This is a genomic window from Streptomyces sp. NRRL F-5727, assembly GCF_000719555.1.
Classification (GTDB): domain Bacteria; phylum Actinomycetota; class Actinomycetes; order Streptomycetales; family Streptomycetaceae; genus Streptomyces.
Window position 1 is genome coordinate 132,232 of sequence record NZ_JOGX01000007.1, and the last position, 12,530, is coordinate 144,761.

The 12,530-nt window shown below is 71.6% G+C and carries 10 protein-coding genes; 5 read left to right on the top strand and 5 right to left on the bottom strand.

Going from position 1 to position 12,530, the window contains the following annotated elements; genetic code table 11:
- Positions 1–351: 351 nt before the first annotated feature.
- The 3 genes from ppdK to IF73_RS0108045 form a co-directional block, all read right to left on the bottom strand.
- Positions 352–3,063: a pyruvate, phosphate dikinase gene (gene ppdK, locus IF73_RS0108035; protein WP_031004991.1), complete on the bottom strand. Its 2,712-nt coding sequence runs from the start codon at positions 3,061–3,063 to the stop codon at positions 352–354.
- A gap of 358 nt (positions 3,064–3,421) precedes the next feature.
- Positions 3,422–4,558, bottom strand: a complete 1,137-nt coding sequence (dusB, locus tag IF73_RS0108040) for a tRNA dihydrouridine synthase DusB (RefSeq protein WP_031004993.1) — start codon at positions 4,556–4,558, stop codon at positions 3,422–3,424.
- 32 nt (positions 4,559–4,590) lie between these two features.
- A complete protein-coding gene (locus tag IF73_RS0108045; RefSeq protein ID WP_031004995.1) occupies positions 4,591–5,463 on the bottom strand; it encodes a helix-turn-helix domain-containing protein in 873 nt (290 codons plus the stop codon).
- 100 nt (positions 5,464–5,563) lie between these two features.
- On the opposite strand from IF73_RS0108045, the gene IF73_RS0108050 reads away from it, so the two are divergent.
- Positions 5,564–7,006 (top strand): MFS transporter, encoded by a 1,443-nt coding sequence (locus tag IF73_RS0108050; protein WP_031005003.1) that lies wholly within the window; start codon positions 5,564–5,566, stop codon positions 7,004–7,006.
- A gap of 56 nt (positions 7,007–7,062) precedes the next feature.
- Here the strand turns inward: IF73_RS0108050 and IF73_RS0108055 are convergent, their stop codons facing one another.
- Entirely contained in the window at positions 7,063–7,245 is a 183-nt protein-coding gene (locus IF73_RS0108055; RefSeq protein WP_031005005.1) for a DUF6243 family protein, read from the bottom strand.
- A gap of 251 nt (positions 7,246–7,496) precedes the next feature.
- Here IF73_RS0108055 and IF73_RS0108060 point away from each other — a divergent pair, with 251 nt between their 5' ends.
- The gene (locus IF73_RS0108060; RefSeq protein WP_031005007.1) at positions 7,497–8,504 is read left to right on the top strand and encodes an aldo/keto reductase; all 1,008 of its coding nucleotides are present in this window, start codon (positions 7,497–7,499) and stop codon (positions 8,502–8,504) included.
- A 16-nt stretch (positions 8,505–8,520) separates the two neighbouring features.
- Entirely contained in the window at positions 8,521–9,111 is a 591-nt protein-coding gene (locus IF73_RS0108065; protein WP_031005009.1) for a TetR family transcriptional regulator, read from the top strand.
- Between the two features lie 72 nt (positions 9,112–9,183).
- Here IF73_RS0108065 and IF73_RS0108070 read toward each other — a convergent pair whose 3' ends face one another.
- Positions 9,184–10,566, bottom strand: a complete 1,383-nt coding sequence (locus IF73_RS0108070; protein WP_031005011.1) for a glycine--tRNA ligase — start codon at positions 10,564–10,566, stop codon at positions 9,184–9,186.
- A 165-nt stretch (positions 10,567–10,731) separates the two neighbouring features.
- Between IF73_RS0108070 and IF73_RS0108075 the strand changes: the two genes are divergently transcribed.
- Positions 10,732–11,739 (top strand): metal ABC transporter substrate-binding protein, encoded by a 1,008-nt coding sequence (locus IF73_RS0108075; protein ID WP_031005013.1) that lies wholly within the window; start codon positions 10,732–10,734, stop codon positions 11,737–11,739.
- A 26-nt stretch (positions 11,740–11,765) separates the two neighbouring features.
- Positions 11,766–12,530: a metal ABC transporter ATP-binding protein gene (locus tag IF73_RS0108080; protein ID WP_107049212.1), complete on the top strand. Its 765-nt coding sequence runs from the start codon at positions 11,766–11,768 to the stop codon at positions 12,528–12,530.

Genomic DNA, 12,530 nt, shown 5'->3' on the forward strand with positions numbered 1-12,530 from the left:
CCTTCAGGACCGAGGTGACGTGGTGAAGACCGTGGGGGGCTTTGCCCCGTCCGGCGGCGGTCGGCGAGGGTTGCGGCTCACCTGCCCGACACCGTGAAAAGGGTGTGGCCCCCGGGTGGGGATCCGGGGGCCACAGCCGAAACGTCCGCAAACACAGACGTTCAATTTCCAATAATTCAATGCGGACGTAATTGCGCATGAATCTGACGTGAAAACGACGGGACGGACACCTCCGCACAAGGTGTCCGTCCCGTCTCTTTCGGATCCGGGACCGCCGTCCGCCGGTGAGGGTTCGGAAGGGATGGCCGACGGCGGCCCCGGGGGCTTGTCGGGGCCCGCGGGCCCCTCGGGTCAGCGGCTGTCGCTGCCCTTCGCCTCGGCCGCCGCGCGGCCCGCCTCCAGACGCGCCACCGGGATCCGGAACGGCGAGCAGGAGACGTAGTCGAGGCCGACCTCGTGGAAGAAGTGCACCGACTCCGGGTCGCCGCCGTGCTCGCCGCAGACGCCGAGCTTGATGTCGGGGCGGGTGGCCCGGCCGGCCTGGACCGCGGAGCGGACCAGCGAGCCGACGCCGTCCTTGTCGATGGTCTCGAAGGGGCTGACGCCGAAGATGCCCTTCTCGAGGTAGGCGGTGAAGAAGCTGGCCTCCACGTCGTCGCGGGAGAAGCCCCAGACCGTCTGCGTGAGGTCGTTGGTGCCGAAGGAGAAGAACTCGGCGGCCTCGGCGATCTGGCCGGCGGTGACGGCCGCGCGGGGCAGCTCGATCATGGTGCCGAGCGCCAGCTTCAGCTCCACGCCGGTCTCCGCCACGACCTCGGCGATGACCTTCTCGGCGTCCTCGCGGACGATCTCCAGCTCCTGGACGGTGCCCACGAGCGGGATCATGATCTCGGCGCGCGGGTCGCCCTTGGCGTCGATCCGCGCCGCCGCGGCCTCGGCGATCGCCCGGACCTGCATGGTGAACAGGCCGGGGATGACCAGGCCGAGGCGCACACCGCGCAGACCCAGCATCGGGTTCTGCTCGTGCAGCCGGTGCACGGCCTGCAGCAGGCGCAGGTCGTTCTCGTGCGGCTCCTTGCGGGACTCGGCGAGGGCGACGCGCACCGACAGCTCGGTGATGTCGGGCAGGAACTCGTGGAGCGGCGGGTCGAGCAGACGGACCGTGACCGGCAGGCCGTCCATCGCCTCGAAGAGCTCGACGAAGTCGGTCTTCTGGAGCGGCAGCAGGGCCTTGAGGGCCTCGTCGCGCTCGGCGTCGGTGTCGGCGAGGATCAGGCGCTCGACGTACTGGCGGCGCTCGCCGAGGAACATGTGCTCGGTGCGGCAGAGGCCGATGCCCTGGGCGCCGAAGCGGCGGGCGCGGGAGGCGTCCTCGGCGTTGTCGGCGTTGGCGCGGACCCGCAGCCGGCGGACGCGGTCGGCGTAGGCCATGATCCGGTGGACGGCCTGGACCAGCTCGTCGGCGTCGTCGGCGCCGGCGTGCATGCGGCCCTCGAAGTACTCGACGACCGGGGACGGCACGACGGGTACCTCACCGAGGTAGACCTTGCCGGTGGAGCCGTCGATGGAGACGACGTCGCCCTCCTCGACGACCACGCCCGAGGCGGTGGTCATCCGGCGGCGCTTGGTGTCGACCTCCAGCTCCTCGGCGCCGCAGACACAGGTCTTGCCCATGCCGCGGGCGACGACGGCGGCGTGCGAGGTCTTGCCGCCGCGCGAGGTCAGGATGCCCTCGGCGGCGATCATGCCGTCCAGGTCGTCCGGGTTGGTCTCGCGGCGGATCAGGATGACCTTCTCGCCGGAGCGGGACCACTTGACGGCCGTGTACGAGTCGAAGACGGCCTTGCCGACGGCCGCGCCCGGGGAGGCGGCGATGCCGCGGCCGATCTGCTCGACCTTGGCGTCCTCGTCGAACTTGGGGAACATCAGCTGGGCGAGCTGGGCGCCGGTGACGCGCTGGAGCGCCTCGGCCTCGTCGATCAGGCCCTGGTCCACCAGCTGGGTCGCGATCCGGAAGGCGGCACCGGCGGTGCGCTTGCCGACGCGGGTCTGGAGCATCCAGAGCTGGCCGCGCTCGATGGTGAACTCGATGTCGCAGAGATCCTTGTAGTGGGTCTCCAGCGTCTCCATGATCTGCATGAGCTGGTCGTACGACTTCTTGTCGATCGACTCGAGGTCGGCCAGCGGCACCGTGTTGCGGATGCCGGCGACGACGTCCTCGCCCTGCGCGTTCTGCAGGTAGTCGCCGTAGACGCCCTGGTGGCCGGAGGCGGGGTCGCGGGTGAAGGCGACGCCGGTGCCGGAGTCCGGGCCGAGGTTGCCGAAGACCATCGAGCAGACGTTGACGGCGGTGCCGAGGTCGCCCGGGATGCGCTCCTGGCGGCGGTACAGCTTGGCGCGGTCCGTGTTCCAGGAGTTGAAGACGGCCTCGATGGCGAGGTCCATCTGCTCGCGCGGGTCCTGCGGGAAGTCGCGGCCGGTGTCGGCCTTCACGATCTCCTTGAACCGCTCGACGACCTTCTTGAGGTCCTCGGCGTCCAGGTCGGTGTCGCTGGCGACCTTCTTGGCGGCCTTGGCCTCGTCGAGGGCGTCCTCGAAGTGCTCGCCGTCGACGCCCAGCACGGTCTTGCCGAACATCTGGATGAGGCGGCGGTACGAGTCCCAGGCGAAGCGCTCGTTGTCGGCCTGGCGGGCGAGGCCGGTGACGGACTCGTCGGAGAGGCCGATGTTGAGGACCGTGTCCATCATGCCCGGCATGGAGAACTTGGCGCCCGAGCGGACCGAGACCAGCAGCGGGTCGTCCGCCTGGCCGAGCTTCTTGCCCATCTGCCGCTCAAGGGCGTCGAGGTGGGCCGAGACCTCGTCGCGCAGGGCGGCCGGCTCCGAGCCGGACTCGAGGTAGACCTTGCACGCCTCGGTGGTGATCGTGAAGCCCGGAGGGACCGGGAGGCCGAGGTTGGTCATCTCGGCGAGGTTGGCCCCCTTGCCACCGAGCAGGTCCTTCAGGTCCCTGTTGCCCTCGGTGAAGTCGTACACGAACTTCTGATCATTGTTTTCCGACACGGGTCTCGACTCCTCGACGACTCGGTTGGCTGCCCTGACGGCGAGGAACATACCCAGATCGAAGGCTTCTGGGGAGGTACGCCTACCGGTCACGCGGGCGTAACCACCCGTCCGCCAGCACTTCGAAAGTTACCGACGCGAAGCTTCCGCTTTCACGCCCCGAAGCCCGCTTGACCCAAACCAGGGACAACGCGCTCACATGAGCGGCTTCCATGCGCATTTGCGTTCAACTCTTGAACACAAAAGGGGTGGCACCCAGTGCCACCCCTTCAGGTGGTGCATCCGTTCGTAACCTGCTCATCTGAGCACCACCCCCCTCAGGGGTGGCGAGGATCACTCCCCCGGAAGGCCGAAAATCTCAGCCCCCGGACGTGTCCAGCTCGGCGTCCTCGCTCACTCCGGCGCAGTCGTACGGGTCCTTCAGCCAGCCGTCCGGCAGGACGACCCGGTTGTTTCCGGACGTACGGCCCCGGGGACCGTCCGCACCCACCGGCCACGGCTGGTCCAGGTCCAGCTCGCTCAACTGAGCGCGCAGCTCGTCCAGGGACGAGGTGACCGCGAGGCGCTTGCGCATCTCCGAACCGACCGAGAAGCCCTTCAGGTACCAGGCCACGTGCTTCCGGAAGTCGATGACACCGCGCGACTCGTCGCCGATCCACTCGCCGAGCAGCGTCGCGTGCCGCACCATCACCTCCGCGACCTCCCGCAGCCCCGGCGTCCGGTACCCGCCGGTGCCCTCCAGGCCCGCCACCAGGTCCGCGAAGAGCCACGGCCGGCCCAGGCAGCCACGGCCCACGACCACGCCGTCGCAGCCGGTCTCGCGCATCATCCGCACCGCGTCGTCCGCCGACCAGATGTCGCCGTTGCCCAGCACCGGGATCTCCGGCACGTGCTCCTTGAGCCGCGCGATCGCGTCCCAGTCGGCCGTACCGCCGTAGTGCTGCGCCGCCGTCCGCCCGTGCAGGGCGATCGCCGTCACGCCCTCCTCGACCGCGATCCGGCCCGCGTCCAGGTAGGTGATGTGGTCGTCGTCGATGCCCTTGCGCATCTTCATGGTGACCGGCAGGTCGCCCGCGTTCGTGACGGCCTCGTGCAGGATCGCCCGCAGCAGCGGCCGCTTGTACGGCAGCGCCGAGCCGCCGCCCTTGCGGGTCACCTTGGGCACCGGGCAGCCGAAGTTCAGGTCGATGTGGTCGGCGAGGTCCTCGTCGACGATCATCCGCACCGCCTTGCCGACGGTGACCGGGTCCACCCCGTACAGCTGGATCGAGCGCGGCTGCTCCGTCGCGTCGAACCGGATGAGCTGCATGGTCTTCTCGTTGCGCTCCACCAGCGCCCGGGTCGTGATCATCTCGCTCACGAAGAGGCCCTTGCCGCCGCTGAACTCGCGGCAGAGGGTCCGGAAGGGGGCGTTGGTGATGCCGGCCATGGGCGCGAGCACCACCGGGGGCTGCACGACGTGCGGGCCGATGGAGAGGGGGGAGAACGCGGTCATGGCCCCATTGTCCCGTACCCGGACGGGTGAACTCAGGCGGCGGCCCGCGACTCCCCCTCCGCCGCCACCAGCTCCAGCAGCCGGGCGCAGCCGGCCCGCGTCTCCTCGTCCAGCGGCACGTACGTGACGAGGACGGGTCCGGGACCGGGCTGGAGCCACAGGTTGGTGTGCTCGAAGCTCAGCGGCCCGACGAGCGGGTTCCGGATGACCTTGGCCGTGTTCTCGGAGGAGACCACGTCGTGCCGGGCCCAGATCTCGCGGAACTCGGGCGAGGCCGCCTCGAGCCGCTGGACCAGCCGCTTCCAGGCCGGTTCGGCCAGGCACCCGGCCATCCGGGCGCGCAGCTTGCCCGCGAGGCGGGCGATCAGGTCCGGGTCGGTGACGGCGGCCCGGAACTCCGGGTCGGTGCAGGCCAGCCAGAGCGTGTTGCGGTCCTCGGGCGGCAGCACGTCGAGGTCGCGGAAGAGCCGCCCGAAGACGCGGTTGTGGGCGAGGATGTCGAAGCGGCTGTTCTGGAGGGCGGCGGGCACCGGCTCCAGCCGGTCGAGCAGGGCGCGCACGGCGGGGGTGACGGCCGGGCCGGGGGTGCCGGGCCGGGGGTCGGGCTGTCCGGCGAGGGCGAAGAGATGGGCGCGCTCGGCGGGGTCGAGGAGGAGCGCCCCGGCGAGGGCGTCGAGGACCTGCGGGGAGACCTGGATGTCCCGGGCCTGCTCGATCCAGGTGTACCAGGTGACGCCGACGGCGGAGAGCTGGGCGACCTCCTCGCGGCGCAGGCCGGGGGTGCGGCGCCGGCGGCCCCGGACCAGGCCGACCTGTTCGGGGGTGACCCGCTCGCGGCGGCTGCGCAGGAAGGCGGCGAGTTCCCGCCGCCGGACCTCGGGCCCGGTCGTCACGACGATGCTCATGGTCCCAGCGTGCCCGCCGGCGGACCCCGGTGCCAGGCAGTTCTGATACCAGGATGAGGAGACTCTGGTACCAGGCGGGCGGGGGGCCGAGGGTCGAACCGTGACCACGACGACCCGCCCCTCCCGCGCCCGTCCCCGTTCCCTCCTCCGTACCGCCCCGGCACCGGCTCTCGGCTCGCTGGGCCTGTTCACCGTCCTCCTCGGGGCCGCGCTGCCCCTGGTCGACTTCTTCATCGTCAACGTCGCCCTGCCGTCCATCGGCCGTGACCTCGGCGCGGGCGAGGCGCTCCTCGAACTGTTCGTCGCCGGGTACGGCCTGGCGTACGCGGTGCTGCTGGTGCTCGGCGGCCGGCTCGGCGACCTCTTCGGCCGGCGGCGGCTCTTCCTGGCGGGCCTGGTGGCCTTCGGCGTGACGTCCCTGCTCTGCGGGCTCGCGCCGAACGCCTGGGCCCTGGTCGCGGCGCGGGTGGCACAGGGTGCCGCGGCGGCGCTGCTGCTGCCGCAGGTGCTCGCGACCCTTCATTCCTCGACGGCGGGCGCCCGGCGGGCGAGGGCGATGAGCCTGTACGGGGCGACCACCGGGCTCGCGTTCGTCTCCGGCCAGATCCTGGGCGGCCTGCTGGTCGCCGCGGACGTGGCGGGGCTCGGCTGGCGGGCGGTCTTCCTGGTGAACGTGCCGGCGGTGCTGCTCGCCCTGCCGCTGGCGCTCCGCACGGTCCCGGAGACCCGGGCGGCGGTTCCGGCGCCGCTGGACGTGCGGGGGACGGTCCTCCTGGCGCTGGCCCTGGTGTCGCTGCTGGCCCCGCTGACGGAGGGCCGGGCCGCGGGGTGGCCGCTGTGGACGTGGGGGGCGCTCGCCGCGTTCCCGCTCCTGGCGGCGGCGTTCTGGCGGACGGAACGGCGCGTGGAGCGGAGGGGCGGCACCCCGCTGGTCCCGCCGTCCCTGCTCCGCCTGGTGCCGCTCCGCCGGGGCCTCGCCCTCACCCTGCCCCTCTCGGGCGGTTTCGGCGGCTTCATCCTGGTGGTCGCGGTGGCCCTGCAGCAGGGGCTGGCCCTGGGCCCGGTCGCCGCGGGCGCGGCTCTCGCCCCGATGGCCCTGGCCTTCTTCGCGGCCTCCCTGGCGGGCCCCCGGCTGGTGGCCCGCTGGGGCACCCGGGTGATCCCGGCGGGTGCGGTCCTCCAGGCGGCCGGCCTCGGGATGATGGCGTGGACGGCCTGGTCCTCCTGGCCGGACGTCACCCCGTGGACGCTGGCGCCGGGCATGGCGGTGGCCGGGCTCGGCCAGGGGCTCCAGCTGCCGGTGCTCTTCCGGGTGGTGCTCGCCGAGGTCCCGGCGGACCGGGCGGGGGTGGGCAGCGGGGTGATGGTGACGACGCAGCAGTCGGCGCTGGCGCTGGGGGTGGCGACGCTGGGCTCGCTCTTCCTGTCGCTGGCGGCGTCGGGCTCGATGGGGACCGCGCTGGCGACGACCCTGCTGGTGCAGCTGGGGCTGGCGCTGCTGACGGGGCTGTTCGCCCTCCGGCTGCCGAGGGCGGCGGGCTGAGCAGACGGCGAAGGGCCCGGGCCGCGGGTGTGCGGTCCGGGCCCTTCGGGGTGGGTCTACTCCTCGGAGGCGCCGGCGCCCTGGGTGCGCTCGCGCATCTTCTTCAGGAGGTCCTGCTTCTGGTCCTCCGCGGAGCGGCGGTCGGCGGCGCGGCTCCTGCTCGCGCCCTGCTGTTCGGCGCGGGACAGCTTCTTGCGCTGTCCGCCGACGCCGAGGAGGTTGTTGCGGCTCTTGGCCATGGGGTTCTCCCCTTCGGTGAGGTGTGCGGTGGGTCGTCGGTGGTCCGCCGGAGCGGCGCCGCTCTCACTCGTAGATCGGGAGGTGTGCATGCATGTGCCGCACGGTAGCGGGGCGGTTCGGCGCGGTGCATCCGGTTTTCCCCGGCCATCGAGGCGCGTTCCCGTCCATCGAATGACAGATATTGAAATCTGTCATCGCTCATGTCATGGTTGTAGGGCACCCCTCCCCTTCCTCCCCTCAGGAGACCGCCATGCTTCCCACCCGCACCCTCGGCACCACCGGCCCCGCCGTCTCCGCGCTCGGTCTCGGCTGCATGGGCATGTCCGCGCTGTACGGCGAGGCCGACCGCGCCGAGTCGATCGCGACCATCCACGCGGCCCTGGAGGCCGGCGTGACCCTCCTGGACACCGGCGACTTCTACGGGATGGGCCACAACGAGCTGCTCATCGCCGAGGCCCTGCGCACCGCCCCGGCCGGCCGCCGCGAGCAGGCCCTGACCAGCGTGAAGTTCGGCGCGCTCCGCACCGTCGAGGGCGGCTTCACCGGCTACGACGGGCGCCCGGACGCGGTGCGGAACTTCGCCGCGTACTCGCTCCAGCGGCTCGGCACCGACCACATCGACGTCTACCGGATCGCCCGCGTCGACCCCGACGTGCCGATCGAGGAGACCGTCGGCGCCATCGCCGGGCTGGTGGAGGCCGGGCACGTCCGGCACATCGGCCTCTCCGAGGTCGGCGCGGACACCCTGCGCCGGGCCGCCGCCGTCGCCCCGATCGCGGACCTCCAGATCGAGTACTCGCTGATCTCCCGGGGCATCGAGGAGAAGATCCTGCCGACCGCCCGCGAGCTGGGCATCGGCGTCACCGCGTACGGAGTCCTCTCCCGCGGCCTGATCAGCGGCCACTTCACCCGCGACCGGGCGCTCGCCCCCGGCGACTTCCGCGGCATGAGCCCCCGCTTCCAGGGCGAGAACCTGCACCGCAACCTCGACCTGGTGGACCGGCTGCGGGCCGTCGCCGAGGCCAAGGGCGTCTCCGTGGCGCAGACCGCCATCGCCTGGGCCCTCGCGCAGGGCGACGACATCGTGCCGCTGGTCGGCGCCCGCACCCGGGCCCGGCTCACCGAGGCGCTCGGAGCGCTCGACGTCACCCTCGACGCGGCCGACCTGGCCGCCGTCGAGGAGGCCGTCCCGGCCGGCGCCGCCGCCGGCGAGCGCTACCCGGCCGCGCAGATGGCCCACCTGGACAGCGAGCACTGACAGGTACTGTCAGTCCATGGCCGCCACCGAATCCCTCACCGCCGAGCGCATCCTCGAAGCCACCGAGGAGGTGCTGCGCCGGTACGGCCCCGCCAAGGCCACGGTCGTGGACGTGGCCCGGGCCCTCGGCGTGAGCCACGGCAGCGTCTACCGCCACTTCCGCACCAAGGCGGCGCTGCGCGAGGCGGTCACGGAGCGGTGGCTGCGGCGGACCATCGAAGCCCTCCGGCCGTACGTGGCCTCGGCGGAGCCGGCCGACGCGCGGCTGACCGGCTGGCTCACCGCCCTCTTCGCCCTCAAGCGCGAGAAGGCGGGCGGCGACCCGGAGCTGATGGCCACCTTCCAGGTGCTGATCGGCGAGAACAGCGCGGTGGTCGACCGGCACGAGGAGCACCTGGTCGAGCAGATCGCCGAGATCCTCGCCGACGGCCGCCGCGCCGGGGTCTTCACCACCCCGGAGGCGGAGCTCCCGGCCACGGCCCGCGCCGTCTTCGACGCCACCGACCGCTTCCACAACCCGGCGCACGCCGCCGAGTGGTCGGCCCCCGACAGCCGGGCCGCCTTCGACGCGGTGGTCGCCCTGGTGCAGCGCGCGCTGAGGGCCTGACCGGCGGCGGACACGGGAAAGCCCCCGGTTCCGGGAACGGAACCGGGGGCTTTCCCGTGCGTGCGACCGGGGTCAGCAGCCGATGAGGCGGCTGGCCAGGTAGCCCTGGATCTGGTCCAGGGAGACGCGCTCCTGCTTCATGGTGTCGCGCTCGCGCACGGTCACCGCGTTGTCGTCGAGGGTGTCGAAGTCGACGGTGATGCAGAACGGGGTGCCGATCTCGTCCTGGCGGCGGTAGCGGCGGCCGATGGCGCCGGCGTCGTCGAAGTCGATGTTCCAGTTCTGCCGCAGGTCCGCCGCGAGGCCCTTGGCCTTCGGGGAGAGCTGCGGGTTGCGGGAGAGCGGGAGGACCGCGGCCTTGACCGGGGCCAGGCGGTGGTCGAGGCGCATCACGACGCGCTTCTCCATGACGCCCTTGGCGTTCGGGGCCTCGTCCTCGGTGTACGCGTCGAGGAGGAAGGCGAGCATGGTGCGGCCGACACCGGCGGCGGGCTCGATGACGTACGGCGTGTAACGCTCGCCGGACTCCTGCTCGTGGTACATCAGGTTGGCGCCGGACGCCTTGGAGTGCGCCGTCAGGTCGTAGTCGGTGCGGTTGGCGACGCCCTCCAGCTCGCCCCACTCGCTGCCGCCGAACTGGAAGCGGTACTCGATGTCGGCGGTGCGCTTGGAGTAGTGGGAGAGCTTCTCCTGCGGGTGCTCGTACCAGCGCATGTTCTCCTCGCGGAGACCGAGGCCGGTGTACCAGTTCCAGCGCTGCTGCATCCAGTACTCCTGCCACTGCTCGTCCTCGCCCGGCTTGACGAAGAACTCCATCTCCATCTGCTCGAACTCGCGGGTCCGGAAGATGAAGTTGCCCGGAGTGATCTCGTTCCGGAAGGACTTGCCCATCTGCGCGATGCCGAACGGGGGCTTCTTGCGCGCGGTCGTCTGCACCTGGGCGAAGTTGGTGAAGATGCCCTGGGCGGTCTCGGGGCGCAGGTACGCGACGGAGCCGGAGTCCTGGGTCGGGCCGAGGTGGGTGGAGAGCAGACCCGAGAAGTTCTTCGGCTCGGTGAAGGTGCCCTTGTTGCCGCAGTTGGGGCAGTTGAGGTCGGCGAGGCCGTTCTCGGGGAGGCGGCCGTGCTTCTCCTCGTACGCCTCCTCCAGGTGGTCGGCGCGGAAGCGCTTGTGGCAGGAGGTGCACTCGGTCAGGGGGTCGGTGAAGGTGGCGACGTGACCGGACGCCTCCCACACCTCGGTCGCCAGGATGACCGACGAGTCGATGCCGACGACGTCCTCGCGCGAGGTGACCATGTAACGCCACCACTGGCGCTTGATGTTCTCCTTGAGCTCGACGCCCAGGTGCCCGTAGTCCCAGGCGGCGCGCTGACCGCCGTAGATCTCACTGCAGGGGAAAACGAAGCCACGGCGCTTGCTCAGGCTGACGATGGTGTCGATCTTGTCGGCGGCCACGGTGCTCTCTTCATTACGACGACGAAGTGCGAATGCCACAGGTTACCGGCGCCCGCACCCCCCGTATCAAATCGGTTCGGCGCCCGGTGGCCGGGCGGTCGGCGTGGCCCGTACCACAAGTCGGGCAATTGACAACCGTTTCCAGTTTTGTTGAAAATGAGTGTCATGAACGTACGCCGTCTGATACCCGCCACCGCCGTCACCGGAGCCGTCGCCCTCGGTCTCGTCACCCTCTCCGCCTGCGGCGGGAGCTCGTCGGCCGCCGACAAGGGGACGGACGGCAAGCTGGACGTCGTCGCCTCGTTCTACCCCATGCAGTACCTGGCCGAGCAGATAGGCGGCGGCCACGTGGCCGTCCAGACCCTGACCAAGCCCGGCGTCGAACCCCACGACCTGGAGCTCAAGCCGCGGCAGATCGGCGAGCTCGCCGACGCCGACGTGCTCCTCTACCTCAAGGGCATCCAGCCCGCCGTCGACGAGGCCATCGCCCAGGCCGGCGTGAAGCACACGATCGACGCCGCCACCCTCACCACCCTCGAAGCCCACGGCACCGGGGCCGGCGAGGGCCACGCCCACGAGGGCGAGGAGGCCCACGGCGAGGAGCACGCCGCCGAGGAGTCCCACGAGGGCCACGACCACGGCTCCGAGGCCGGGAACGACCCCCACATCTGGCTCGACCCCGTCAAGTACGCCGAGGTCGCCAAGGGCGTCGGCGCCGCCTTCGCGAAGGCCGACCCGGCCCACGCGGCGGACTACGAGAAGAACACCGCCACCCTGATCGAGAAGCTCGGCGCCCTCGACACGCAGTTCGAGACGGGTCTGAAGAACACCGCCACGAAGACCTTCATCACCACCCACTCCGCCTTCGGCTACCTCGCCGAGCGCTACCACCTGGACCAGGAGGGCATCTCCGGCATGGACCCCGAGTCCGAGCCGAGCCCCGCCCGCGTCAAGGAGCTCCAGGACGTCGCGAAGGCCGAGAAGGTCACCACCGTCTTCTTCGAGACCCTCGCCAGCGACAAGACCGCGAAGACCCTCGCGCAGGACACCGGCCTGAAGACCGACGTCCTCGACCCGCTGGAGGGAATCACGGACGCCTCCCAGGGCGATGACTACATCGAGGTCATGCAGTCGAACCTCGCCGCGCTGAAGAAGGCCCTCGGCGCCAAGTGATCCACCCCCGCACGCAGGAGGCACTCGTGAGCGACGAGCCCGTCATTTCCGTCCGCGGAGCCACGGCGGCCCTCGGCGCCCGCCCCGTCCTCCGGGGCGTCGACCTCACCGTCCGGCGCGGTGAGGTCGCCGCCCTGCTCGGCGCCAACGGCTCCGGCAAGTCCACCGCCGTCCGCGCGATCATCGGCCAGGTCCCGCTGACCGGCGGCACCATCGAGCTGTTCGGCACCGAGCGGAAGCGGTTCCGCGACTGGTCCCGGGTCGGCTACGTGCCCCAGCGCACCACCGCCGCCTCCGGCGTGCCCGCCACCGTCCGCGAGGTCGTCTCCTCCGGCCGGCTCGCCCGCCGCCGCTTCGGCCTGCCGGGCAAGGCCGACAAGGCCGCCGTCCACCGGGCCATGGAGCTGGTCGGTCTCGCCGACCGCGCCGGCGACTCCGTCTCCGCGCTCTCCGGCGGCCAGCACCAGCGCGTCCTGATCGCCCGCGCGCTCGCCTCCGAACCCGAACTGCTGATCATGGACGAGCCGATGGCCGGCGTGGACCTCGCCAGCCAGGAGATCCTCGCCGCGACCCTGCGCGAGCAGGTCGCCGGCGGCACGTCGGTCCTCCTCGTCCTGCACGAGCTGGGCCCCCTGGAGCCCCTCATCGACCGCGCGATCGTGCTCCGCGACGGCTGCGTCGTCCACGACGGGCCGCCGCCGGAGGCCCTCGGCCAGCACGCGCTGCCCGGCCACGACCACGTACATCCGCACGCGGCCGGCGAGCCGCTCCGCACGGGACTGCTGACCTGA